The organism is Bacillus sp. CFBP9009 (genome assembly GCF_036541465.1).
Classification (GTDB): Bacteria; Bacillota; Bacilli; order Bacillales; family DSM-1321; genus Peribacillus.
Genome location: NZ_JAZHFU010000001.1, coordinates 59,326 through 85,157, shown reverse-complemented (window position 1 = coordinate 85,157; position 25,832 = coordinate 59,326). Strand labels below are relative to the sequence as shown.

Sequence of the window (25,832 nt, the reverse complement as noted above, 5' to 3'; positions counted from 1 at the left end):
TCTCAAAGTTACCCCTTCCCCCTTTAATCCAAAAATGGAGACTCGCTGAATTATCCTGTGTCCACTGGACACCTTTGATTCCAAAAAGTCCAATTCATCATTAGCGTTATTCGAACTGTAAATGGAGTGCTGCAAAACTGCCCCCAGAAAAGTTTTAATTGGAGGGAATTCGGTTTACATATTTATATCGGAAGTGAATGTAAAAATCATGTTGAGTTAGCTATTTGATTTCTTTTTACATTAGGATCTTGTCTACTGTTGATGTCTCCAAATCATCAGTATCTTGATGAGTATAAGTAAAGTTTTTTGTCATCAGACTGACCACCACTAAAACAACAATGTTAATAAATAGGGCGATAATACCCACATTCAGATCTTTAATTGCTTGAGGAAGATAAGGAAATAGTTGACTGATTTTTATGTTCCCTAGTTCCATAATGGAGACTAGTACTCCTCCTGTTATTATCCCTGCAAATGCTCCATGTTTGGTTACAAAATTCTTTCTCATCAAACTTGCGAAAAAGGCAGGAGCAAGTTGTGTAATAAAATTATAGGCGATTAAAGCGAGACTAAAGAGGGTGTTTCCACCTTTAAAGGTCAAGTAAATCCCTACTAGAGAAATAAGCGGAACCAAATATTTTACCAGTTTTGCAATTTGATTTTCCGTTGCAGATGGAGTGAATACGCTGTATACATTTTTCGCAAGCAATGTTGATATAGACAGCAACAGCATGGAACTTGGGACTAGAGCGGCTAACACGCCAGTACCACCGATTAAGCCTACAAACCATGGATCAAATTCTTGTTTAGAAAGCTGCAGCAAGATAAGGTCGGCGTCGCCGCCTTTTAATCCAGGCATCTGTAAGATCGCTGCAAACCCGACAAAAAAGGCAAACAATAAAATCAATTGGTACATTGGCATTAGGATTGCATTTTTTCGCAGTGCTTTCTCGCTAGAGGCAGCATAAATAGGAGAAAACCCGTGCGGCCACATATAAAATCCAATAGAGCTTAATACAACGGTCGATATATACCATGAAACGCTCATTCCCTGATTTGGAAGTATGGTATAGTTCGGCTTTGCCTGTTCAACGGCCTCATACATAGGTTGAAGACCGCCATAATAATGAAGTGGGAAATAAACTCCTAAAAATACAACAACGCCAAGAATCAGAATATCCTTCAAAATAGCTGTCCTGGCAGAACCGTGAATACCGGAAACCATTACAAAAATGGTAACACCAATTGCTCCAACCCAAATGGCAGCTGTAGAAGAAATGACCCCATAGGATGTTGCAGAAACGATATATCCTAAACCCTTCAATTGCAGGACTAAGTAGCAAGTACAAGCTATAACACCTATTACAGCAACAAGCACACCAAGATATGGACTTTGATATTTTTTCACAAAAAAATCAGATTGGGAAACTAATTTGTGTTTCTTTGCATACCTCCAGATTGCCGGAAATGTCCAATAGGAGATGACTGTAGCCAGACAGCCATATGTCACGATACTAAAGATGGAACCACCTTCCCCATAAGCCGAACCACTTGCACCCAAAAAGGTAAAGGTAGTATACATTTCACCTGCGGATAAGAGGAAAATCAATAGGGCTCCCATTCCGCGACCTCCAACTGACCATTGTTCTAAGTTCATTTCTTTCCCTTTTTTAGCCTGGATACCAATCAAAACGGAAATGACGAAAAAAAACAGGATGAAAAAAACGGCAATGTTCATCTTGAATCTCCCTTCTGATTAGCAGGATCGAGTAGATAAATAATCCCCATTATACCTGTGGTCAGCACAGACCAAAGTACAATCCAAAAATGAAAAAATGGCATACCCAGAACATAGGGAGTTACTTTATTTGTAAACAAAGCCCCCACAATAAAGCCAAGAAACGGGATAATTCCGAGCCAATATATTTTTTTCAAACTCTTAACCCCCTAGTAAGTTAGATTTAACATTTTTAAAGTCCCATGAACAAATAACTTCACCCCATTTTGTAGAGCCTGTTCATCGACTGTAAATTTGGGATGATGGTGAGGATATATAATCCCTTTTTCTTCATTACGAGCTCCTATTCCAATATAAGATCCTGAAACTACTTTTTGAAAAGCAGAGAAGTCTTCACTTCCCATAATTGGCTTTGAAATTTCTCGACTTTCTTCACCAAATATTTCACAGACTGTTTCGTCCATCAATCGGGTAACTTCTTCATCATTAATGGTAGGAGCATAACCAAACTGATAATCGAATTCATAAGTAGCTCCATGCGCTTCAGTAATCCCTTTTACTATCCGTTCGATAAAATTCGGGATTTCTTCCCGCAGTTCCGGATTGAAGCTGCGAACTGATCCACCAATGCTTACCTTACTTGGAATAACATTAATCGCACTTCCCGCATGGAACTGAGTCACTGAAATCACCAGGGCTTCCTGGGCATCTCGATACCTCGAAACAATGTGCTGGAGATTTGATACAACCTGAGTTCCAATTGCTATGGGATCGACGGTAAGTTCAGGCTGTGAGGCGTGCCCCCCTTTACCCACCACAGTAATGTTAAAAGTATCAGCTCCAGCCATCACTGGACCGTAACCCAAACTAATTTTCCCTAAAGGAAGAGTCGACAAGAGATGGGATCCAATGATCATATCCACCCCATCCAGCACACCGGCTCTCACCATTTCTTGAGCTCCACCGGGCGGCAGTTCCTCAGCATGTTGAAATAAAAAGCGCACCTCCCCTTTAATTTGATCCTTTAACTGTGTAAGAATTTTTGCTGTGCCAAGCAGCATCGCCGTATGCCCATCATGTCCGCAAGCATGCATAACTCCTGAATTCTGTGACACAAAGTCAAAATCATTCTCTTCTACAATTGGAAGCGCATCCATATCTGCCCGCAGTGCAATAACCTTCCCAGGCTGCTGACCAATCAAACGAGCCATAATACTCGTTTTTGTCGGACGTGAAATTTCCAATTCACCAAAAGTTTGCAGTGTTTCATAAACAAATTGTGCTGTTTTTTCCTCCTGAAAAGAAAGCTCCGGATACTTATGTAAATATCTTCTCCAAGCAATCACTTCATCTTTAACAGCCTCGATCAAATCATGAATCATTATCGTTTGAGACATCCACTACAACTCCTTTTTCATTCAATTTACATAACATTTCTTAATTTAGGATAGTTTAAGGAAAAAATTCCTTAAATAGAGTATAATCTCACACGGTCTTTATTACAATATTTTTTGAAAATTCCAAACTATTTTTTCGCACTAAAAAAGCACCCAAATTTTGGGTGCCTGTAATTATAATAATTGATAAATTTTACTCGGTCTTCCACGGGTGGCGTTAGCCTCTTCACCAACGCATTGTGCCAACTCAACTTCGCACATATCCGCAACAATACGCCGTACATTCCGCTCTGTCATCTCAAGATGTGTCGCTAAGTCCTTTGTAGTAAAATCACTCCAGCCCATTCTTTGAACGAGAGCCGATATCTTCTTATACGTTTTAACACTGATATTTCCGTTTTTCAACTTTTCTATAAGGGGTTTATTGTGGGTACGGGTATCATATTGCAGTTCTTTCTTTTTGCCTGGTGATTCGATAATTTTGCCATCATCTTGAATAATCACAATTTCTCGCTTCTTCATCTCTTTTGAATGTTGAATAGCACGAAAAGCATTGATTTCCGCCGAATAGGCAGTCTCACCGAAGCCAATTCCGACGGCAACGGTTGTATCTGCTTCAAAAGCCAATTTTTGAATGGTATCTTCGAGGGTAATGATTTCTCGTTCAATTGCGCCGCGAGAACTAAAAATCATGTATCTTCCATTCCCTTTCTCTGAAAAGGAACCATTTATTTTTTCTCCAAGTTGAATCAACATTTCTTTTAGCCGTAGCTCCAAGTATTGTAAATGATAAGGAGTTTTCATTTCCTCTGCAACTTTGTTAAAATATTCGACTTCAATGATTTCAACTCCGATTTGTGTATCCTTAAAGTAGGAAGTCTTTACTTTTTCAGAAAGAATTCGAAGCGTTTGCCTCACTTCCATCTTACTCATCGACATTCGGTAAGCTGGAATGCCATATTCCCTTAAAGCTTCACACACGGAAGGAAAACAAGAAAAAGCTCCTTCTGTCTTTCCCGTATTCCATAAATCCAAGTGAAAATGTACCAATTCATCCGTATCAACATCTGTCTCAAACACTTTCGTATAAATCTTTTTGGTTTTTATATTCAACTGTGACAAAGCTTCCTCACTTATATTATTTGAGGACATAGTATCGATACTTAGATGCTCAATGATTTTCCCTTGTTCGTAGATCATCTCTAAAAAAGATTTATAAAAACCTGATTCCGTGGCAGGAACATGGACCATTATTTTATCTGTACGTATTGTTTTTCGCGCAATTTCATAGGGAAGTGGACCAGAAAAAAGCCATGCATGTACGTGAGATTCATGTTCCTTTACAATATTCTCCACCTCTTCGGTCTTTACATAGGGCAATGAGATGAATTCCAACTCATGTTTATATTCTTCTGCCAAAACTAAAATTTGTTCTATAGAAGTTTTTAGACCGACAAGTCCGATTTTATACATCCAGTAATCGACTTCCTTTACCATCTGTAATAGATTCATTGTTCTTTCTAGAATATCCTGGTTTAATCCAAGTCATGATATCGTAATCCTAATTTTTCTGCTGTCTAAATATTGCTCAATTTGTATGAGCCCTGGTTATTATTTCTTTTGTTACTCTTGATCATATCAGCAGAAAAAAGAAAAGAGTGGTAGTGATGGTATAATATATAGTTGTATTCATACCCACGCCAAATTTTTTCTCTTATGTATCATTTTATCATGCAACATGAAGTAAAAATACGTTGTATACGTTATTCAAGTGATTCATAACTACTTTTCCATCTCATTCGATTTTCAGCACATATATAATTTGGGGTACCTATTTCGAAAAAAAACCACGTAACTTTACAAGGGCTACGTGGTTTGCAAACTATGATATATTAAATTTTCACTGATAGTTCTTCTTGATAGATAATTTCACCATCAATAATAGTTGTTTCTACTTTTAAATCTTTAATTTGGTTTGGGTTGACACTTAAAATGCTGTCATTTAATATAACTAAATCCGCCAACTTTCCGACCTCTATGCTTCCTTTTATCTCTTCTTCAAAACTCGCATAAGCGCCATTCCAGGTGTATAGTTTAATAGCTTCCATTACGTTTATGGATTGATTAGCACCAAACTCCATTCCAGACTGGCTTTTTCTATTGACAGCAACATGAATTCCTAATAAAGGATTATAGTCAGTAACTGGCGCGTCCGATCCACCTGCAGCCATGATGCCACGATCAATATAATCACGAACAGCATACATGTGATTAACACGATCACCATAGTGTTGGACATATATCTCTCCGAATTCATATGGAAATGGAGGATTTGGAATAGGAACCATCTCGAGTTTTTTCATTCTCTCTTGTAAATCTGGTGAAGAAATTCCCGCGTGCTCAATCCGATGACGATGGTTTTTTCTTGGTGATTCCTCCAACGCCTTTTCCACACAATTCAAATAGATTTCAATGGCTTTATCACCTTGTGCATGTACAGTGATTTGATAGCCTTTTTTATGTGCTTCACCTAAAACCTGATAGATTTCTTCCTCACTATAATAAAGAATGCCATAATCGTTAGAGTCACTGGAGTATGACTCACGAGTTGCAATTGTAGGCCCCGTGCTACTTCCATCTGTAAACAATTTAACTGGTCCAACTTTGAATCTCTCATCTCCGGTACCAGTTACCACACCAGCTTCGACCATTTTATTAACAAATTCATGGGAGTTATTTACCTGACATATCATTGCATATATTCGGACACGAATATCCTTACTCTTCACAGCTTGTTGCAGTAAACGGTAACTCTCAGGACCATTTCCTCCTGCCTCATGTATACTTGTTATGCCCGCTGCAACGAAATGATCTGATGCAATTTTCACAGCCTTCATCTGTTCACTTTCTGTATAACTTGCAAACTCGTTCATACTCATATTTACTGCTTCAATTAATTTTCCTGTAAGCCTTCCTGCCTTATTCTTTTCAATGACTCCCCCATTAGGATTCGGGGTGTTCTCGTTAATTTGCGCTATTTCTAATGCTTTGCTGTTCACCACGCTTATATGGTTGCAAGTACGTGATACAATAATGGGGTGTTCATCTGAAATTCCATCCAGTTCAGCGATTGATGGATAACGCTTTTCCTTCACTGCGGCTTCATTAAAGCCCCAAGCACGTATCCATTCACCTTTAGGAGTTTCTAAGGCTTTCTTTTTCAGGTCAGCTAACAAAGCCTCGATGGAATCGATATGTTCAGCTTTACAACTTACCGCCAACTGATTCAACCCATAAAAAATGAGGTGAATATGAGAATCAATGAATCCAGGAAGAAGCGTTTTTCCTTTCAAGTCAATTACATCCGTTTTTTCTCCTATAAAACTCTTAACCTCCTGATTTGAACCAACAACTGCGATACGATTCTCTTTTATTGCTACAGCTTCGACTACTGTATTCTTTTGGTCTACTGTAATAACCTCTCCATTTATCAATACAACATCAGCTTTCATACACTCATCCCTTTCGAAATTACTCTTTTAGAGTGATCAGTTCAGTATTTAGCATTCATCTGCTTAAAATATGCCCACTTCCCATTTCACATTATTTCAGATTGATCTCATGGTTCATTTTATAATTCTTTTTCAAAAATACTGGACAATCCCACTCACAAACAAGGTCCTTAGCCAAGGAAACGACCCAGTCCTTTGTAATATGATACTTTTCTCCATCAACAGTAATAAACACTTCACCGTCTGTCACAAAGAAAACTTCCTGTTCTTCTAGATGCCACGTTCCTTTATTCGGTTCGCCCACCCATGGTTCCCACGTGTCAACACCAAGTTGTTGTGCTTCTTCGGCTGTAAGTTTTTTCGCAAAAAACAAGATGATCCTCTCTCTTTCTTATAGGTAATTTTGAAGGAATAGGTTTTATAAACTTACTGTCTTAACATTGGTATCTTTTAAACGTTTGAACTCTTTTTTCATAAAGTATATGGCAATGAGAAGGCCTGGAATTTCTGCGGCAGGACCTGCGTACCATATACCTTCTACACCCCAGAATTTCGGGAAAATAAATAGAAACGGGAACATGAACAACAGCATTTTGCTAACACTAATAAACGTTGCGGACCAGTTTCTCTCTTGTGCTTCGAAATAACCGGAGATAAGCAAGCTGACTGCATTAAGCGTAAACAAAGAATTGAATACAACTGTCGTCCAAATGCCCAGTTTCTGCAATTCAGGATTACCAACGGAAAAAAATGACACAATTGGATCTGCAAAAATGATTAGTATGGATGTCACAATCACAAAGAAGGCAACCGTAAAAATGAGTCCCATCTTAATTGCTTGTTTAACACGATCAAGGTTGCCCGCACCGTAATTATAACTAATGATCGGTTGAAGTCCTGTCATCCCACCGAGCGCTGCTAAGGCGAGCATATTTGTAATGTAACCGTTTTGAATCGTGAAAGCGGCAACGTGCAGCCCACCACCGTACCTTTGCAGCATGTTGTTGAAGAAAATAATGGCAATGAACATCATGAACAGACTCGAGAAAGATGCAAAGCCCGTCCAAGCCACTTCACCGATCGTCTTGAGATTAATCATCATATCTTTCATTTTTGGCTTAAGTTTTGTTTTACCAAACCAGAAATAAAAGATTAGGAAAACAGGGATCGATTGCGAAATCGTATTGGCCCATGAGGAACCCATCATCCCCATGTCATACTTCGTTACCATAATCCATTCTGTAATCCCGCCAACAACTGCTGCTACTAACCAACTGTTCATTGATAATACAGGTTTTTCATCGATATTGGTTAAAACACTTAATACAACGGCCAATATCGTTAATGGCAATGAAATCCATAGCAGTCGGCTATATTGCACCGCATATGGAAGCGCTTCATCACTTGCTCCGAATAAGGTCATGATTTGATTTTCAAAGACCACTCCAATTACAGCTAGCAAAGTGGAGATGAAAAGAGTAAACCATAAGGTTTGTCCCATAATACCTCTAGCTTCTTCGATTTTCCCTTTTCCAAGGCGAAGTGAAATGACTGCTCCGGCTCCCACACCCAAAAGTACGCCAAGCATACGGGTAATAACCATGACCGTAAATCCAATTCCAATCCCTTCGACTTCCAGCTCCTGAAAGCCACTGACGAAATAGCCATCGACAACCGCTGCAACTCCTAGAATTGCGTTAGCCATAATTCCTGCCAAAGCAAATCGTAAATATAGTAACGGAATACTTTTGGTTCCCAGCACTGAATCATGCGCTGGCTTATTCATTACTTCTACTTGCTCTATCTTCGATGACGGACGGTTGTCTGCTATTTTCATGAGCATGTCCCCCTATAAATAATAGATGTAGTAAGTTAAGCTCAATTAATTCGCATACCAACCTACAGGCTTGGCATGCTGGTGGATATTGATTTGCTTTGTTTCCATAAAGTGCTCCAGCCCAACAGCACCTAACACTCTGCCGGTTCCACTTTGCTTATATCCTCCCCAAGGACCTTCAACATAAGCGAGATGATAACTATTAATCCAAGTAATTCCCGCACGCAATTTACTAATGACACGTTTTGCTCGATCCATATCTTCAGTAAATACAGCACCAGCTAATCCATAAATGGAATCATTCGCTTTTTGGATGGCATCTTCCTCATCTTTAAATTTCTGTACAACAAGGACTGGACCAAAAATCTCTTCCTTAACAATACGCATATTCGCATTTACATCAGCAAAGATCGTTGGCGCAATAAAAAATCCTCGATCAAGCCCATTTTCTGTTAAGCGCTTACCACCACAAACTAATTTTGCACCTTCTTCGATTCCGCTCTTGATGTAATGTAAAACTTCATTCATATGAGGCTCGTTTGTGAGGGATCCCATTTCAATGTTTTCGCTTTCCCCATTGCCAACTACAATTTTGCTTGCACGCTCGGCTAATCTTTCAACAAACTTATCGTAAATGCTCTCTTGTACAAGCAAACGAGATGCAGCTGAACAAACCTGCCCAGCATTGTGGAAAATACCAAACATCGCATTCTCGACTGCAGTTTCAAAATCCACATCGTCAAACACAATAAGTGGAGATTTACCACCCAGTTCAAGTGTGATTTTTTTCATATTGCCCGCAGCTGCGCGCATAATGCTTTGGCCTGTTTTTGTTCCACCGGTAAAGGCAATCTTGTCAACATCATGGCTTTCGGCAAGCTCATTCCCAACTGTTGATCCAGGCCCCAATAGCAAGTTTGCCACTCCGGCCGGAAGTCCAACCTCTTCGATAATTTCAAATAATTTGAAAACGCTTACAGGAGTGACCTCAGCAGGCTTAAGTACAATTGTATTCCCTGCGGCGAGTGCAGGAGCAATCTGCCAAACAGCTAACATAAGTGGGAAGTTCCAAGGTACAATAAGTCCACAAACACCAATCGGTTCATGAATAATAATTGTTTCTGAAGAATCAGCACGAGTGTAAGATTCCTTTTTCATGCCTTTGATCAAGTCAGCATAATAGCGGAAGCATTGAATCGATACCGGAATATCCACATAGGTGGTTGCACGAATAACCTTACCGTTATTTGCAGTTTCCAAACGTGCAATTTCAGCTGCCTTCTCTTCAAGACGGTCTGCAATCTTATAGAGATAGTCAGCTCTTTCATCAGCTGATAAATCCGACCAGATCCCGCTGTCAAACGCTTTACGAGCCGCCTTGATTGCTATCTTCGCATCGTCTGCTGAACCATCAGCAGACGATGCGATCACCTCTCCAGTTGCAGGATTGATAATCTTTCGTCTATCAGCGGATAACGCTTCTACCCATTTCCCGTCAATGAACATGTTTATTTTCATAAACAACTCTCCTTTAAGCAATAATATCTACCAGTTTAAAACCAATATGTGCTAGATTTACCAGAATGGTTTTCTGATTATAGAATGGGAATGATTTGAGGCGTTCCTTTTCAAACCGATATCCACCTGCACTCCCCGTAACGATCCATTGTGCCAATAACTTGCCAAACAATGTCGAGAGAGAAGCGCCGTGGCCCGTATAACCCGTTGCGAAATATGCGCCTTCTTTGGATTTGCCGATAACAGGGAACGTATCAATTGTAACCCCGATAAATCCACCCCAACTGAAATCAATCTTGCTTCCTGCTAGTTTTGGCATTATTTTAACCATGGCATCGTAAACACTTTGATAAACGGCATCGCCTAAGTTTGGACGAATATCGCCACCGCCGAATACGATCCGATTATCTGGTGTACGTCGGAAATAGTAAAGGAAATTGCTTGTATCAAAAACCATGCGATCTTTAGGAATGATGGTATTCACCAGTGATTCTGGTAGCTGTTCAGTAGCAATAATACGTGCCGAAATTGGCAGTACGCCTTTGTTCAGTTCATTCATGATTTTTCCGGAGTAACCATCTGTAGCGACAATAATGTCTTTCGCAGTAACAGCTCCTTTTTCTGTTACAACTTTCACTCTGTTTTGACCGTACTCAATAGATAGTGCTTTCGAATGCTCAAAGATTTTTGCACCGATCGATTTAGCTGCTTCTCCCAAACCAATTGCATAATTCAGTGGCTGGAACGAGTAACTCGAGTTGTCGACTAAGCAGCCATAATAAAGTGGGGAATCGATCTCTTGATGCAACTGACTTCGATCAAGCACGCTTGAATCGTACCCAAAATTTTTGTTTAAGAATTCGCTTTCATGTTTCAATTCTTCAAAATGCTTGGCTTTGTAAGCCGCCACAATGTGACCTGTCTTTCTAAAGTCACAGTTGATTTGATGCTCGTCAATGATTTTTTTAACCAGTTCAACGCTAAACAAGGAGAGATCGTTAAGCTGTCTTGCCTCGTCGGCACCATACTTTTTGGCAAGCTCCTTCATCGTTGGCTTATAGCCTGGCAATACCATCCCGCCGTTACGACCGCTGGCACCATATCCGATCGTTTCTTGCTCAAGGACAATGACACTCTTCCCTAATTTTTGCAAATGATACGCAGAAGAAAGACCTGTGAAACCTGCTCCAATAATGACAACATCTGCCTCTTCATTTCCTTCAAGAAAATTTCCTTTTTCATAGCTGTTTGCAGTCACTGCCCACAGCGATAGAGTATCCATTCGATCCATCTTATCCATGCTTGTTATTCTCCTTATGTGACATGTATGCTATAATACAGTCAAATTTTATTCACAATATTCACACTTATTGAGTCCATCATATGACTTGGAGTTTCCTCCAAGTCAATAGCCATTTGAGAGTTTTTTGAATTCATTTTCGTAAAAAAGTGGAGTAACTCCACTTTCTTCATTGGGGGGCATCTATGAAAATTGGTACATTTGCAAAGCTTTTTCATGTTACCACCGATACCGTTCGTTATTACATTGAACTAGGATTATTAATACCAGACAAAAAAAACACCCAGTATCAAATGAACCAATTGTGTCTCGACGACATGGCTTTTATTACTGAGCTGAAAAAATTTCATTTTTCACTGCTAGAAATTCAACAAATTTTATCGTATCAGCGTGTCACAAACTTCTCTGATCATGATGATATCGACTACTACAACAACTTTCTCATTGATAAAAAGAACCAGCTGACCAAGAAAAAAGAAGACATATCAAAAGCTATCCAATTGATTGAAAAAGCGGTTCAAACCAATTCGCCTTCATCCAAAGAAGAGAATTTTACAGGGGTCCCACTTTCCTTTGTAAATTTGCTCTATTGTCCGAAGTGCCACATTCCACTTGAAATGAAAGATGTGACGATTAAAAAAGTCTACATTCAAACTGGGAGTTTAACTTGTACCTGTGGATACGAGGCAGCTATCGAGGAAGGTATTATCATTACCGGGAACTTGTACGAGACGTCTCCTTATCCATCTTATTTTTACGATAAAGAAACGATTAATGAGATCAATCCCAATATGATTAACTTATTTGAAAAAAGTAATTTTTGGTTTCAAAAAGTTCTCCAAAATGTAGATTTGAAAAACAAGTTAATCGTGGAAACAAACGTTGACGCTTTTGTGTCACTACCCAAATATATCGATGTTCTTGAAACGAGCGCATCCTATGTATTCAGTGGCTATTCGCTTGCGATGCTCAAGAAGGTTAGAAAAAGAATTGAGCGTATGAATCCAAAGCCAAATGTCCTTTATATTTTGAATTCTGATTTAAATCTGCCATTGAAACCGCTTAGCATCGATGTTTTTGTGGATAGTTTTACAGCAAATGATTTTTCACTGCTCAATCCGCAGTTCCCAATTCATGTTCTAAAAAACTATTTACATAGCAGTTCAACAATTGTCGGCGGGTACTCCTATTATGATAGCTCGGCCAAATCCTTGAAAAATATTTCAGCCTTATATCCAAATTCCCACGTGCATATTTTATATCCAAAATACATAGAAGAAAATATATCAGTCAACGGATTTCAAATTACACAAAGTGAAAATATCGGTTACTGTACAGATCCAGGAACTTTTTTTGATTATCATGTAATAGACGAAAAATTCCACATGCTAATGTATTTGGCTAGTATGAAAAAATAGCACACAAAGAGGCTGGCCGAAAAGCTGCTAGTTGAAGGATGATACAGCTCCATTGTAGCCAAAAAAGTTCTGGTTCGAGATAATTGCATCTCTGAATTTTGGACATACTGATACTATTACTTTAATAAAGGTGCGTCAGAATGGAAAAGCAAAATTTATTCTAGTGGAAACATTATCATCATGATATTTTTTTGCAAACAGTAAGATGGGGAACTTTAGCTTTCGTAATTAGGTAGAAATGATGCACGAACGGGTTTTATCCGTTGCTCATACAACGATTAGCGTTGGGTTCTCAGTATTGATGATGCACTGGCAAATTGGTTAGAACCCATTGAGGGCTTCCAAGCGCCATTAACAGGTCCCTCGGATGTGGGAGATGTTAGTTGGATTGTTCCTACTGCCCAATGCACAACAGCTTGTTTTGTTCTTGGGTCACCTTTGCATAGCTGGCAGTGGGTTACACTGGGATCAACATCCATTGCCCATAAAGGAATGCTACATGCTGGCAAGGTTATTGCGGCAACTGCAGTAGAAGTACTTCAAAATCCGGAATTAATTGAAAAGGCAAAAACAGAGCTAAAAGAACGATTACAAGGGAAAAGCTATATCTCCCCTATTCCGCAAGATGTAAAGCCGTTAGTTAAAAGATGATAGACTAGATTAGTGGGTTGCCGTAATCGACCCTTGCATATACGGCCCTTTAGTTCATGGTATAAAAAGGGATCTTCAATTGGAAGATCCCTTTTTGGGCTTTATATTAACTCCATGTTAAGAGCAGGAAAGCCTTAGTTTCGGAAATCTCTAAGTGTCATAAAAATTAATGGTAAGAAGCTTATCCCTTCATATTCCACAAATATCCTTCAATTTCGTGCCTGCTTTTTAATATAACTATTAGCTTTTCAGGGGCACTCTTTTGAAGATCGGCAAATCTGGCTTTCATTTCTTTCTTGCGAGGAAAGTAGGTGGTCATGATAAATTTAATAAACTGCCAGTCTAATTTTTCATTGCAGCCTTTGCCCATATCCAGCCTTGTATTACCTAGATTAGACAACCAGCGTTTTATAACCCGGTAAAGACAAACACTAAGAGGAAGTTCTAAATAAATTATCGTATCGGCAAGCTTCGAACGTAAATGAAAAGAATTACTATAATTGCCATCCATGATCCACTTGTCATGACTCAATACCTCCTTCTGAGCAGAAATAAAATCCTCTAAAGGTGCTTCCACCCAGCCGGGCCTCCAGTAGAATGTATCCAAATGATATACATCGATATTCAAATGATCTCCAAGTCTTCTTGCAAAAGTAGATTTTCCGACACCCGCGGACACTCCGATAACCATGATACGTTCCATCGATATACCAGCTTCCTCACTATATTTTTTGAAATAACCAGTAAGTCTACCAATTAACCTTTTTAACATCCCTCTTTTCTACTCTTCCATTTTAGTTCAATAAGAAAAGGCGACCCTTCTTGAAGAAGAATCGCATCACTTATAGAAACAGAAGTATGGGTACTGCGTTGTCCTGTCATGAACAAGCCTGCCTTATATCTTATCGCTATTAAATCAGTTGCCCTAAATGTTTCTTTGCCTCGTAATCAACAAGTTCTTCATCCTGCTTAATTCGTGCCAGATAATCCGGGTTGGCGATAAGCGGACGTCCAATCGCCGCAATATCAATGATGCCTTTTTCCAGTGCGGCTTCTGCTGTTTCTGGATCAAGCCCCCCTACACCAACTATAATTCCATCCCAGTGGCTGCGTACCAATTCATGCATGGTCAATCCTCTTGCAATCGGTTTGGTAAATTCCATCGTGGATGGGTGAATCATTTTGACTCCTATTTCATTGAACGCTTCAATAAATGTTTGGATCGCTCTTTCAGGGTCCTCCCACATGTAAGACGGCTGGTCAATTTTCAAAGCCGAGAAACGAATAAGGGTACGTTCCACTCCAACCGCATCAATAACTGCTTTTAGCACTTCCTTCATAAATGTCAGACGCTGTTTTAAATCCCCACCGTACCGATCCGTCCTTTTATTGGAGGTGTCAGAATTGAACTGGTCTATTAAGTAGCCGTGTGCTCCATGAATTTCAACGCCGTCAAAGCCAGCATCCATTGCATTCTTTGCAGCTTGTTTATATTGGTTCACAACTTCTGCAATATCCGTCTCTGTCATTTCTTCAGGAATGTCAAAAGGTTTGCCGAATCGTGAAACCTTACCTTCTGCAGCGATAGGTGACGGAGCCTGCGGAGGAAGTCCTCCTGCAATTTCATGGTGACTTGCACGGCCCACATGCCAGATTTGCGCAATAATCGTTCCGCCTTCTGCGTGTACTGCTTCCGTTACTTTTTTCCACCCGTTGATTTGCTCTTGAGTATATATACCGGGAACTCCAGGATTGCCCTTTGCTCTTGGTGAAATCACTACACCTTCAGTAATGATAAGTCCGATTCCATCTTGAGCCCGTTTTCGGTAATATTCTACGGTCAGGTCATTCACAACACCAGTTTCGTTATCGGCAAACGACCGTGTCATAGGAGCCATTGCCGTTCTTGTTCTTAAGTTCCATGCACCTATTGTTACAGGTTCAAACATTTTGGTTTTTAATGTATTCATTTGAATTCCTCCCGTTAACCGCTTTACCTGAGCTAAATTTAGTAACTATCATTGTGTAAGATTATCCGATATGTGGTTAATTTTCAAATAATTCACTCTGATTTTATAGCTTTTGATAAAATATGGTAATAAAGACCATTGAACTACCCACCACTTATCGACCTTACGGTCTGATTGAAGTGGGGGATTCCTAAGAACATTAGCCTATCGGCCAATTTTTAATTAGGCTAACCCCGTAGTTCCTACGGTTAGAAGCCTTATGGCTTCATTCATTAGATTGAGTCCTGCGTTACTATCTCGATCGTGGTGAATAGAACAAAAAGGACAATCCCACTCACGAAGATTCAGATGTATAACGTCTTTATTTTGGTAACCGCAGCTAGAACACAATTGGCTAGAAGCAAACGTTTTAGATACGGTCACGATTTGTTTACCATACCATTTTGCTTTGTATTCCAGCATTTTTTTGAATTGGCACCAAGATACTTTACTAATTGCTTTAGCAAGTTTGTGATTTTTCATCATATTCGACACTTGCAAGTCTTCCATTCCAATAACATCGTGGTTTTTGATGATTTCGGTAGAAAGTTTATGTAAGTAATCCATTCGGGCATTTGAAATTTTTTCGTGTAGGATCGCCACTTTTCTTTTTTGTTTTTGATAGTTTTTGGCTTCAGCCAATGATTTATTTTGATTCAAGGCTATTTCTTGTCGCCTTGAAAGAATCCGTTGTGCTTTGGCCAATTTCTTTTCGACCGTCCGGAAGAATTTTGGGTTTTGATAGACCGTACCATCTGAAAGAATAGCAAAGTTCTTCAAACCAAGATCTACACCGCAAGAACGATTCGTTTTAGGAAGTACTTGTACATTGGTTTCGGCTAAAACGGAAATGAAATATTTACCCGAAGGGTTTCGCCTGATTGTGGCATTGATGATTCGTCCTTCGACTTCGCGGCTTTTAGCAAAACGAACGAGACCGAGTTTTGGTAATTTGATTTGATTACCAATCATTCCAATATTCCCATTCGTATGTTTAGTCGTGTAGGACTGGATAGGATTCTTTTTCGATTTGAAGCGTGGTGATTTGTTTTGCTTTTTATAATATCGACTATAGGAATCTGCTAAATTTTCCACCGATTTCTGTAAGGCAATACTGTCTACTTCTTTCAGGAAAGAATACTCGTTCTTTAAAGCTGGAAGTTCTTTGATTGTTGCGTATTTATTCAGAAAAGAACCTTACCATTCATTAGAGGGTAATTGGCCGTTCTGCTTCATTTCTTCACAGATATACCAGTAGGCATCTTTCTCCTTTTGTTTGCCTAAAAAGAAGTTATAGACAAAACGGGAGCAGCCGATCGTTTTATTGATTAGAACTAGTTGTTATTTCGTTGGATAGACTCGAAATTTATAAGCTTTGTTTATAACCATTGGTTTCACCCCCTTATAGTTATTATTAACCAGGGAACGTATGTTTGTCAAAAGGTTACTTTGGCTTATGCCAACCGCCATTCATCTCCCCCTTACCGTTGGGCTTTCGCCCTTCGCACGCTTTAAGAGGGAGTCTTCTGGCGGGAAATGATAAAAAACGATTTATTCCTCAGCATTGTTTATAATTTACTGCTTTTTTTCAAACAAAAAAGCCAGACAGAGAAGTTCTTTTCCCTGCTGGCTAATTTATTTTTCTTCACTAATATCTTATTAGTCTCGTGCTGTTCTAATAAAAAACGATACGATCAAACCAATGATTGCAAGGACAAGACCGAAAATAAAGGCATCTTGAACGCCTGCAGTCAATGAACCGCTGATGGCAGATGGATCGAACGGATCTTCTGCATTTGCCATATAATTTTTTTGGGATGCTGACATGATTGTAATGGCGACGGTTGTACCGATGGCCCCCGATACTTGTTGCAATGTATTCATTAGAGCCGTTCCATCCGGATAAAGATTTTTCGGCAGTTGATTCAGCCCATTTGTCTGGGCCGGCATCATGACCATCGAAACACCAATCATAAGGAGGGTATGCATGACGATTACCATAATGATCGTCGTTTCAGTCGTTACGTTCGTCAAAGTCCATAACATGACAATCATGATAATGAAGCCTGGGATCACTAACCCTCTTGGCCCGAACTTATCAAAAATGCGCCCAGTAACCGGAGACATGATACCATTAAGCACTCCACCCGGTAATAGTACAAGCCCAGCAGAAAACGCAGCTAATGCAAGACCGGTTTGCAGGTATAACGGTAAGAGAATCATGGATGACATGATGATCATGAAGGTGATGAAGACGGTTATTAACCCTAACGTGAACATCGGGTATTTAAAAACGCGCAAATCAATCATCGGTTTATCCATGTTGAATTGCCTCACAGCAAACAGGAATAGCGCTATAAGTCCAACAATGATCGAAGATAGAACTATCGCATTGCTCCATCCTTGCTCTCCGACAATACTAAAGCCATAAACAATACCCCCAAAACCAATGGTCGATAAAATAATGGATGGTACATCGATTTTAGGTTTGGTGATTGTTGAAACGTTTTGCATATATTTGAGACCGAATAGTAAAGCGATCACAAAGAACGGCAAAGACACCCAGAAAATGTAATTCCACTTTAGGTTTTCAATAATCAAACCTGAAACTGTCGGCCCGATTGCTGGGGCAAACATGATCACCAGCCCCATCAATCCCATCGTCGCTCCCCTTTTATGAATAGGGAAAATCAATAAAATGGTATTGAACATGAGAGGCAATAAAAGACCCGTTCCGATTGCCTGGATGACACGGGCTAGCATCAAGATGCCGAACCCAGGTGCAATTGCTGCAATGAGCGTCCCAATGATGGAGAACACCATGGAGGCAATGAATAATTGACGAGTATTGAACCACTGAATCAAGAGTCCCGAAACGGGAACCAATATCCCCAATGTTAATAGGTAACCCGTTGTCAGCCATTGCACGTTGGAAGGACTGACATTGAACTCTTGTATTAGATCGCCCAGCGCCATGTTTAATGCCGTCTCACTGAATAAACCAATGAACCCTGCAATTAAAAATGCAATTAAAATGGGAGTCGTTCTAATGACTGGTTTTTGTTGCTGTGTTGCATCTGTAGACATAAAATATTTCCTCCAATTACTAACTGTTCGACCTAAGCTTAAGATAATTTTTCCTTATGACTTATTTATTTATCAGCAATAATGGTATCTGTTCGGCAATGGCCTGGAGAGGTTCCCCGCTTTTCGCCGTTAAGGATAAAAGGATACCGCCTTCAATCAAAGCATTAATTACGATACTCAATTCTTTTGCCCGTTTCTCACTGAATTCCGCCTCAAGTAATTTCTTCACATATATGGATTGCCAATCTTCTATCGCTTCTTGGCAGGCCGTTCTTATCTGCTCACTCGTCGTATATGTTTCCGCTGCAATCGTTCCGATTGGCAGTCCTAATAGATTTTCACTATCCCCAAATACCTCGGATAATTGAAAAATATGAGCCTGAATGGCTTTGATGGGATCATCGTTTTCATCAAAGCCCCGTTGAATTTCACCTATCACGAATTCTTTTGTATGAATAATCGCCTCTATCGCCAATTCTTCTTTGCCTTTCGGAAAATAATGATACAGCGAACCTTTTGGGATTCCACTTTCCTCAATAATGTCCTTAAGCCCTACACCATAATATCCACGTATTCGAAAAAGTCGGGAAGCAGCTTCAATAAGAATGTCTTTCGAGTTTCGTTTCTCTGCCATAGCTGGATCACTCCTTAAATTATATCAACCGGTCTATTAGAGACTATACTTGTATATCATTGTTTTGTCAAAGATGATACTTATGTATTCATGGAATATGCGATTGAAACTCATTTGAAACAAAAAGAACACCTCATAATGGTGTTCTCTGCAAGTTTAAAAAATCGAGAAAATCAATACCTTCTTAAACAACCCGGCATTTTTTAAAACGCTTCCATTAATAATCAAACACATCGGCCTGCCTCAATATCTTCAAGGATTCTTGTCATGATTTTTGAAATCAAGAATAGCAATTACAAACATGCCAAAGCTTAGCATCAGGGAAATAACTTCGAAAGTACCCATTCATACATCGCCTCCTTATATCCAGCTTTTCCTGATCAGAGATTGTCCTATACAAGAAAAAGATGAAGCAGTGGCTTTTAAACAAAAAATAAGCAAACCCAATCAGGGTCTGCCCTTGTACTCCATTCGAATTTTTTTTCAAAAGACCGATTACTGTTAATAACCAAGTTTTTTTTCTACAACGTTCATTAGGGGTTTACCGTCAGAATAAAGCTTTAAATTTTTCAGGAATAATTCCATTACCCGATCTAGGTGTTTGGAAGAGTTGTAAGCATTGTGTGGGGAAACCATGACATTTTCCAGCTGCCAGAAAGGGTGGTCCTTAGGTAAAGGTTCTACTTCAAACACATCTAGAGCCGCTCCTGCTATGTGCCCATTGCTCAAGGAATGAATTAAATCTTCATCAACAATCGTATTACCTCGGCCGACATTAATTACATAGCTGCCTTTTTTCATTTTATTTAAGCGTTCTTTATTAAAAAAGTATGATGTATCTTTTGTAAACGGAAGGGCCAAGACGACAAAGTCGGACTTGGAAAGGACCTCATCCACTTGATCCATTCCCATTATCAAATCAGCAGGTTCATATTCTGTGTTCCTCTTGGAGGGATTCCGGCGGCACCCAATAACGGTCATACCTAGTGCTTTACATCTCTTTGCTATCTCATAGCCAATATCACCATACCCAATTATCCCCACTGTCGAATTCTCGAGATCTTTCACAGGAATTTCAACCCAAGTTTTGTTTATTTGATTTCTGATCATTGTCGGTACACCTCTTGCTAATGAAGACAGCATCGCAATTGTATGCTCCGCTATCGGGACAGATGTGCAGCCTTTGACATTGGTGATGATGACATCGCTGTTTTGTATATCTTCATTCAGCATGGCCTCCACTCCAGCAGTGTCTGAATGGACCCAGTTAATCTTTGGTGCTTTTTTTATAATGTTAAGACTATCATGAAGCCCCAGCGTATAAATGACATCAAACTTCGATAAATCAACTGTTGGCTGTGGTTCAGGTTCACCGAATTCCCATGGCTCGACAACAACTTCTGAACAAATCTCCTTAAACTGATTGATGTATTTTTCCGGTATATCGACCCTGATATAAAGTGAAGGTGCTGTTTTCTTAGAACCGGACATTATAAAACCTCCTCAAGAACCTACGATACCTTTTTCCCTCTTTTATGAGAAAGCAATCCGTCGTGGATTATACCATGCCTTGCTTTAAGGTCACTTCAAGAAATCTGGTTGCTCTTTTCTGATTCTGTCCCAAAGAGGCTGAAAACTCAGCCATCCCTCATATTCCGTTCCCGTTTGTTCTGCCGTTAACTTTGCATACTCTTCTTCTATAAAAATAGGCTTACCTACAGATTCAGCCATTATCTGTGCTTGACATGAACGTTCCATCGTTATGAACCACCACGCAGCTGAATCTACAGACTGGCCTACAGTTAACAATCCATGGTTGCGGAGGATGACAGCTTTGCATTGACCTAAAGCCTTAGCAATGCGTTTCCCTTCTTCGGATGCATAAACCACACCAGTAAAATCATCAAATAATGCATGATCTCTGTAAAATTGGCAGGCATCTTGCGTAATCGGATCTAACAGTCTCCCTAAGGAAGACCATGTCTTTCCATAGACTGAATGAGCATGTGCCGCTGCAATGGCGTCCGGTCGCGCTTTATGAATTTCAGAATGAATGGCAAAGGCAGCACCATTCACAGAATGTTCACCCTCTACAATATCACCTTTATGATTGACCAATATAAGATCCGAAACGGAAATTTGACTAAAGTGCATCCCAAACGGATTAACCCAGAAATGGTCTGTATATTTAGGATCACGGACCGTAATATGGCCAGCTATCCCTTCATCGAAACCAAACTTTGAAAAAAGACGGAATGAAGCTGCCAACCGTTCCTTCCTGTGAATGCGCTCTTCTTCCAATGTATTGAATGTTGCGGGTTGCAGGGAAATTGTCTTTGTCATTTTTACTTTCCTCCTCAATTTTTCCGTTTTTTTGCCGAACCATCAATTAGCCATTGTGTCCATGTCAGCTTTACCCTTTATATCTTGCTTTACTTCACTTTTGTTTCTGTGATCATTATTGGAACTTAGGAGAGTGATCGTAGTGATGACGACAAAACTAGTAGCGAGCCCGTACAGGATTGGTTGAGTGGAGGAAGGTCCATTAATCACCAATCCGACAATAATAACGATCATGCTGGTCAGAATCGAGTAAAATGCTGCTGTAGCCGTGACCCTTTTCCAAAAGAAACCAAGGATGATCGGAAAGAACACAGCACCGGATAAAATTGCGTAAGCAACATCCAATGCAACTAAAATATCTTGAATCCATATCGAAACGATTATGGTCAATACACCAATCGTTAAAGTTGTAATTCGGGATGTTTTTAAAAATTGACGTTCATTCATTCCCGGACCGATATATTTTTTAATGATGTCATTAACAACTAAAGTGGACGAAGCAAGCAAAGTTCCTGAAGCTGTGGACATTAGGGCCGATACTACACTCGCAATGACAACCCCCAATAGACCAGCAGGTAAAGTTTCCATCGCTATACTGGTAAATGCATTTTGGGGATCGCCTAAATCAGGAAGGATAATAAAAGCGCACATTCCAATGATACTGATTGCAATCGCATAAAAAACACTATATAGTCCCGCTCCAACCGTTCCGCCACGAGAAACAGCTTTGGTTCGTGCGGTAAAAAGACGCTGCCAAATATCTTGGCCAACAACTACCCCTAGAGTAAATAGTAGGAAATATTGAAAAATTGTCTCTCCGCCAATGTTGCCTAACTCGAAATGTGAGGCCGGGAGATTTTCTTTAAGCGAGCCCCACCCTCCTGCCTTAGAGATGCTCATCGGAAGCATGATAAAGAAAATGCCGATCGTCATGATGACGAATTGCACGACATCAGTCATGGTGACTGACCACATACCTCCTAATATTGTATAAAATAATACGATCCCACCCCCGACTATCATGGAAACCGTTAAATTCCAGCCAGCCAAAACATGTAAAATTGTCCCCATCCCAATCACTTGCGTTACAGTCAGCATGAATGTATAGATAACAGAGACAAGGGCACTGATCAATCTTGTCTGAGAGTTGTAACGCTTCTCAAGCATTTCACTGATCGTCAATACTTTTAAATTAAATATCTTATTTGTTAAAAACAACCCGATAGCGATTATGCCGAGCCCGATCATCACCACTAGCCAAATACCGGATATCCCAAACTGATAACCTAACTTTGCTGTTCCTAGAGTAGAAGCACCCCCTAATATCACAGCAGCTAAACAAGATAAATACATAAAATGACCAAGATTACGTCCTGCCACAATGAAATCATCTGCTGTTTTTGCCCGTTTGGATCCGATTACTCCCACAATGATTAAAACAGAAAAATATAGAATCATGATCGATATATCCAAAATATGCATTTACACATCTCCTTTTGGGCTTGTATTGTTCTTTTCGCTTTGTAAAGAGGGAAGAAAAGACTTCAACGATTCCTTCCTTCTTTACAGTTAAATGAGGAAACTAATTGTTAAGCTGGGTTTCCAAATCTCCGACTCTCTCTTTTTTCTCCAATTTCCCTTTTTTTGCGAGAGCGATGAGTGTGATGAATTCATAGACAATATTAGCGGCTGCGGCAGCCGTGATTTGTCCGTGATCGTATGATGGTAAAACCTCAACAAGATCGAATCCAACAAAATCTATATTCGTCAAGCCTCTCACTAAGGCTAAAGCATCATCAATGCTGGCACCGGAAACTTCAGGGGTCCCCGTTCCCGGAGCATAGACCGGATCTAAAAAATCAATGTCAAAAGATAAAAATACCGGACCATTCGCAACACGCTCATGAATGACCCCCAGCATCTTTTCGACCCCGATACGTTTATAATCGTTTGTCGTATAAACGCCCAAACCTAAATCCCGGGCATCCTGAAGATCTTCCGGTCCGTACAGACCGCCCCTCATACCAATTTGAAGAGATCGCGATACATCGATGAGACCCTCTTCTATTGCACGGCGAAAAACGGTTCCGTGATTATACTTTTGGTCAAAATAACTATCCCAAGTATCAGAGTGAGCATCGAATTGAAGCAGGGCAACAGGTCCATGTTTTTTTACGATCGCACGTAACTCCCCTAGTGTAATGGAATGATCGCCTCCCAATGAAATGGGAATAATCCCTTTTTCAATGACGGGGGTAAGCTCTTCTTCGATTTTTTTATATGTTTCAGAAATATACCCCGGAATGATCGGAATATCCCCATAATCTATTCCTGATATATAGTCAAAAATATTAATATCTTGTTCTGGATTATAAGGACGTAAAAGGATTGAAAAATCGCGAATGGCCTCTGGTCCGAATCTCGCACCCGTTCTAAATGATTGCCCGGAATCAAAAGGAATCCCCGTAATGACAAAATCCATATGTTCATCTACCCGTTCAACAAATGGGAGCCGCATAAACGTACGCACTCCACAAAAACGGGGTGATTTGAATGAGTCTTTCGGTTGATACTTCATCATGTAACATCCTCCTAAATTCTAATTCTGCCATAATTTTTTTCACTTCACTGCAATTGCAGCTGTCCTACAAACTTCCATCTTTTCTAATTGAATGGCTATGGAAATTCTCTTCTTATCTATTACATAAGCAAGATTCAGGCCAACTATTTCACTGTGGTATATGAGGCTTTTCGTTATTTTGTTTCATGCAATTGATTAAAAACTTAATCATTTTCTTGTTTTTTAATTTATTTTTTGATTATTTCGACTTTTTGATTTATATTTTAATTAAACAGCATCCCACAAACCAAAGGAGCGGAATTTATGTACGATGATATGCTGGAGGAAGAACTAAATAAGATTATTGAAACATCGAATAATAACATTCTCATTACCGATCAAGATGGGATCATTTTATATTCCAACCCAAAGCTTTGGGAGATTTATGGTATGAAAAGTGACTCTTATATCGGTACCTCCGTCTATCAATTAGAAAGCGAGGGTCTTCTCACACCCTCCATCAATGCGATTGTTTTAAAAGAAAAGAAAGCGAAGCGCATAATGCAAGAAACGAAAACGGGGCATGTTGTCATGTCGACTGGCTATCCCATTTTTAATAAGGAAGGACTTCTCGTTAGGGTAATCAGCTATGGTCAGGATCAAACCGAGATTTTGCAATTGCAGGATCAATTTGAGCAATTACAACGAAAAATAAAAGGCTATCAAACGGAAGTCGAGGATTTAAGAGAAAAGGAACTGGATTACCATTATTTGATTGCCAGAAGTAATGAAACGAAGCACATTTTAAAAACGATCCATAATGTTTCAAAAACCGATGCCACGATTCTCTTATTAGGACCTTCCGGGGTAGGGAAAAGCACTTTTGCCCGTGCTGTTCATGACCAAAGCAACCGCAAGAAAGAACCTTTTATCGAAGTGAATTGCAGCACGATACCTGAAAGTTTGTTTGAATCAGAAATATTCGGCTATGAGCCGGGATCATTTACAGGGGCAAATAAACAAGGGAGGCAAGGCCTGATTGAGCAGGCTGACAGCGGGACTCTTTTCTTAGATGAAATCGGGGAACTCCCACTTGCCATGCAAGCTAAATTACTGAAAGTATTACAGGAAAAAAAGATAAAGCGCATCGGCGGAAAAAAAGAAAACCATATTAACTTCCGCCTGGTTGCAGCAACTAATCAAGATTTGAAGGAGATGGTAAGTCAAGGTAAGTTCAGATTGGACTTATTTTATCGTTTGAATGTGATTCCCATCCAAATACCGGCATTACATGAACGTAAAGAAGATATCCCTCTCTTAATTCAGCATTACTTACAGAAAACCAATGATAAATACCAGAAATTCAAAAAAATCCATCCATCGACTTATGAAGTTTTGACTCATTATCATTGGCCCGGAAATATACGGGAATTAGAAAACTTAATTGAACGGTTAATCCTGACCATCGAAGAGCCCATTATATTTCCCGAACACCTTCCCCAATCCATCACAGGGCAAATAGAACAGCCTGAAGATTCCAACTTCCTGACAATCGAACAGGAATGTGAAGATAATTTCGATTTAAAGAAGACACTGGAAAAGGTTGAAAGGCAACTGATTGCAAAAGCATGGAAACAATGTAAAACCACATACGAAATGGCAGAACATTTAGGCATCAGCCAGCCAACAGTCATCTATAAATTAAAGAAATACAAAGAGTATTTGTAAATGCATCTGACTAAAATCCCTGTAAACCATGAATGGTCCTTAGCTAATTAAAGCTAAGGGCTCATTTTGAAGCCTTATATGACAGCAATTCGAAGTGAAA

At 39.7% G+C, this 25,832-nt stretch carries 20 protein-coding genes and 2 pseudogenes; 3 read left to right on the top strand and 19 right to left on the bottom strand.

Translation table 11 applies throughout. The features are described 5' to 3' along the window. Positions 1-235: 235 nt before the first annotated feature. From V3595_RS00520 to V3595_RS00480, 9 genes are all read right to left on the bottom strand, one after another. Positions 236-1,738: a sodium:solute symporter family protein gene (locus V3595_RS00520; RefSeq protein WP_485904869.1), complete on the bottom strand. Its 1,503-nt coding sequence runs from the start codon at positions 1,736-1,738 to the stop codon at positions 236-238. After that, the gene (locus V3595_RS00515) at positions 1,735-1,935 is read right to left on the bottom strand and encodes a DUF3311 domain-containing protein (RefSeq protein ID WP_053344651.1); all 201 of its coding nucleotides are present in this window, start codon (positions 1,933-1,935) and stop codon (positions 1,735-1,737) included. The genes V3595_RS00520 and V3595_RS00515 overlap by 4 nt, the downstream gene beginning before the upstream one ends. A 12-nt stretch (positions 1,936-1,947) precedes the next feature. Next, positions 1,948-3,135: a M20 family metallopeptidase gene (locus V3595_RS00510; RefSeq protein ID WP_485904867.1), complete on the bottom strand. Its 1,188-nt coding sequence runs from the start codon at positions 3,133-3,135 to the stop codon at positions 1,948-1,950. Positions 3,136-3,309: 174 nt separating this feature from the next. After that, on the bottom strand, positions 3,310-4,608 hold the full coding sequence (locus V3595_RS00505) for a hypothetical protein (RefSeq protein WP_485905667.1): 1,299 nt from the start codon (positions 4,606-4,608) through the stop codon (positions 3,310-3,312). Positions 4,609-5,027: 419 nt separating this feature from the next. Further along, positions 5,028-6,647 carry an amidohydrolase gene (locus tag V3595_RS00500; RefSeq protein WP_485904865.1) on the bottom strand — a complete coding sequence of 540 codons (1,620 nt, stop codon included), beginning with the start codon at positions 6,645-6,647 and terminating at the stop codon, positions 5,028-5,030. A gap of 91 nt (positions 6,648-6,738) precedes the next feature. After that, on the bottom strand, positions 6,739-7,020 hold the full coding sequence (locus V3595_RS00495) for a cupin domain-containing protein (RefSeq protein ID WP_485904863.1): 282 nt from the start codon (positions 7,018-7,020) through the stop codon (positions 6,739-6,741). Positions 7,021-7,065: 45 nt separating this feature from the next. After that, positions 7,066-8,484 (bottom strand): MATE family efflux transporter, encoded by a 1,419-nt coding sequence (locus tag V3595_RS00490; RefSeq protein WP_063596675.1) that lies wholly within the window; start codon positions 8,482-8,484, stop codon positions 7,066-7,068. Positions 8,485-8,529: 45 nt separating this feature from the next. Continuing rightward, positions 8,530-10,002: an aldehyde dehydrogenase family protein gene (locus tag V3595_RS00485; RefSeq protein WP_485904861.1), complete on the bottom strand. Its 1,473-nt coding sequence runs from the start codon at positions 10,000-10,002 to the stop codon at positions 8,530-8,532. Between the two features lie 13 nt (positions 10,003-10,015). Then, positions 10,016-11,302 carry an NAD(P)/FAD-dependent oxidoreductase gene (locus tag V3595_RS00480; RefSeq protein WP_485904859.1) on the bottom strand — a complete coding sequence of 429 codons (1,287 nt, stop codon included), beginning with the start codon at positions 11,300-11,302 and terminating at the stop codon, positions 10,016-10,018. Between the two features lie 185 nt (positions 11,303-11,487). Here V3595_RS00480 and V3595_RS00475 point away from each other — a divergent pair, with 185 nt between their 5' ends. Next, positions 11,488-12,720 carry a MerR family transcriptional regulator gene (locus tag V3595_RS00475; RefSeq protein ID WP_485904857.1) on the top strand — a complete coding sequence of 411 codons (1,233 nt, stop codon included), beginning with the start codon at positions 11,488-11,490 and terminating at the stop codon, positions 12,718-12,720. Positions 12,721-13,020: 300 nt separating this feature from the next. Beyond that, a pseudogene (locus V3595_RS00470) lies at positions 13,021-13,371 on the top strand (amidohydrolase); the annotation flags it as partial. 181 nt (positions 13,372-13,552) lie between these two features. Here V3595_RS00470 and V3595_RS00465 read toward each other — a convergent pair. The 10 genes and pseudogenes from V3595_RS00465 to speB form a co-directional block, all read right to left on the bottom strand. Beyond that, a complete protein-coding gene (locus V3595_RS00465; protein ID WP_485904855.1) occupies positions 13,553-14,074 on the bottom strand; it encodes a P-loop NTPase family protein in 522 nt (173 codons plus the stop codon). Between the two features lie 208 nt (positions 14,075-14,282). After that, positions 14,283-15,341, bottom strand: a complete 1,059-nt coding sequence (locus V3595_RS00460; RefSeq protein ID WP_485904853.1) for an alkene reductase — start codon at positions 15,339-15,341, stop codon at positions 14,283-14,285. Between the two features lie 222 nt (positions 15,342-15,563). Further along, positions 15,564-16,709: pseudogene (gene tnpB, locus V3595_RS00455) on the bottom strand (IS200/IS605 family element RNA-guided endonuclease TnpB). Positions 16,710-17,039: 330 nt separating this feature from the next. Further along, entirely contained in the window at positions 17,040-18,467 is a 1,428-nt protein-coding gene (locus V3595_RS00450) for an MDR family MFS transporter (protein WP_485904851.1), read from the bottom strand. A gap of 61 nt (positions 18,468-18,528) precedes the next feature. Beyond that, the gene (locus tag V3595_RS00445; protein WP_485904849.1) at positions 18,529-19,101 is read right to left on the bottom strand and encodes a TetR/AcrR family transcriptional regulator; all 573 of its coding nucleotides are present in this window, start codon (positions 19,099-19,101) and stop codon (positions 18,529-18,531) included. A 252-nt stretch (positions 19,102-19,353) separates the two neighbouring features. Then, a complete protein-coding gene (locus V3595_RS00440; protein ID WP_220126990.1) occupies positions 19,354-19,446 on the bottom strand; it encodes a putative holin-like toxin in 93 nt (30 codons plus the stop codon). Positions 19,447-19,602: 156 nt separating this feature from the next. Further along, positions 19,603-20,592, bottom strand: coding sequence for a D-2-hydroxyacid dehydrogenase (locus tag V3595_RS00435; RefSeq protein ID WP_485904847.1), 990 nt, complete (start codon positions 20,590-20,592; stop codon positions 19,603-19,605). A 90-nt stretch (positions 20,593-20,682) separates the two neighbouring features. Then, positions 20,683-21,462 carry a class II aldolase/adducin family protein gene (locus V3595_RS00430; protein ID WP_485904845.1) on the bottom strand — a complete coding sequence of 260 codons (780 nt, stop codon included), beginning with the start codon at positions 21,460-21,462 and terminating at the stop codon, positions 20,683-20,685. A gap of 24 nt (positions 21,463-21,486) precedes the next feature. Continuing rightward, complete coding sequence (locus V3595_RS00425; RefSeq protein WP_485904844.1) at positions 21,487-22,926, bottom strand: sodium:solute symporter family protein; 1,440 nt, start codon at positions 22,924-22,926, stop codon at positions 21,487-21,489. A gap of 100 nt (positions 22,927-23,026) precedes the next feature. Next, complete coding sequence (speB, locus tag V3595_RS00420) at positions 23,027-24,025, bottom strand: agmatinase (RefSeq protein WP_402899600.1); 999 nt, start codon at positions 24,023-24,025, stop codon at positions 23,027-23,029. A gap of 303 nt (positions 24,026-24,328) precedes the next feature. Here speB and V3595_RS00415 point away from each other — a divergent pair, with 303 nt between their 5' ends. Then, positions 24,329-25,732, top strand: coding sequence for a sigma-54 interaction domain-containing protein (locus V3595_RS00415; RefSeq protein ID WP_485904842.1), 1,404 nt, complete (start codon positions 24,329-24,331; stop codon positions 25,730-25,732). The last annotated feature ends 100 nt before the right edge of the window (positions 25,733-25,832 follow it).

Bases quoted from the DNA above. Each gene is read 5' to 3' on its own strand.
- V3595_RS00415 (WP_485904842.1), top strand. From the start codon at position 24,329: ATGTACGATGATATGCTGGAGGAAGAACTAAATAAGATTATTGAAACA.
- speB (WP_402899600.1), bottom strand. From the start codon at position 24,025: ATGATGAAGTATCAACCGAAAGACTCATTCAAATCACCCCGTTTTTGT.
- V3595_RS00460 (WP_485904853.1), bottom strand. From the start codon at position 15,341: ATGAATACATTAAAAACCAAAATGTTTGAACCTGTAACAATAGGTGCA.
- V3595_RS00490 (WP_063596675.1), bottom strand. From the start codon at position 8,484: ATGAAAATAGCAGACAACCGTCCGTCATCGAAGATAGAGCAAGTAGAA.
- V3595_RS00450 (WP_485904851.1), bottom strand. From the start codon at position 18,467: ATGTCTACAGATGCAACACAGCAACAAAAACCAGTCATTAGAACGACT.
- V3595_RS00520 (WP_485904869.1), bottom strand. From the start codon at position 1,738: ATGAACATTGCCGTTTTTTTCATCCTGTTTTTTTTCGTCATTTCCGTT.
- V3595_RS00445 (WP_485904849.1), bottom strand. From the start codon at position 19,101: ATGGCAGAGAAACGAAACTCGAAAGACATTCTTATTGAAGCTGCTTCC.
- V3595_RS00465 (WP_485904855.1), bottom strand. From the start codon at position 14,074: ATGGAACGTATCATGGTTATCGGAGTGTCCGCGGGTGTCGGAAAATCT.
- V3595_RS00480 (WP_485904859.1), bottom strand. From the start codon at position 11,302: ATGGATAAGATGGATCGAATGGATACTCTATCGCTGTGGGCAGTGACT.
- V3595_RS00440 (WP_220126990.1), bottom strand. From the start codon at position 19,446: ATGGGTACTTTCGAAGTTATTTCCCTGATGCTAAGCTTTGGCATGTTT.
- V3595_RS00510 (WP_485904867.1), bottom strand. From the start codon at position 3,135: ATGTCTCAAACGATAATGATTCATGATTTGATCGAGGCTGTTAAAGAT.
- V3595_RS00475 (WP_485904857.1), top strand. From the start codon at position 11,488: ATGAAAATTGGTACATTTGCAAAGCTTTTTCATGTTACCACCGATACC.
- V3595_RS00485 (WP_485904861.1), bottom strand. From the start codon at position 10,002: ATGAAAATAAACATGTTCATTGACGGGAAATGGGTAGAAGCGTTATCC.
- V3595_RS00500 (WP_485904865.1), bottom strand. From the start codon at position 6,647: ATGAAAGCTGATGTTGTATTGATAAATGGAGAGGTTATTACAGTAGAC.
- V3595_RS00505 (WP_485905667.1), bottom strand. From the start codon at position 4,608: ATGTATAAAATCGGACTTGTCGGTCTAAAAACTTCTATAGAACAAATT.
- V3595_RS00435 (WP_485904847.1), bottom strand. From the start codon at position 20,592: ATGTCCGGTTCTAAGAAAACAGCACCTTCACTTTATATCAGGGTCGAT.
- V3595_RS00425 (WP_485904844.1), bottom strand. From the start codon at position 22,926: ATGCATATTTTGGATATATCGATCATGATTCTATATTTTTCTGTTTTA.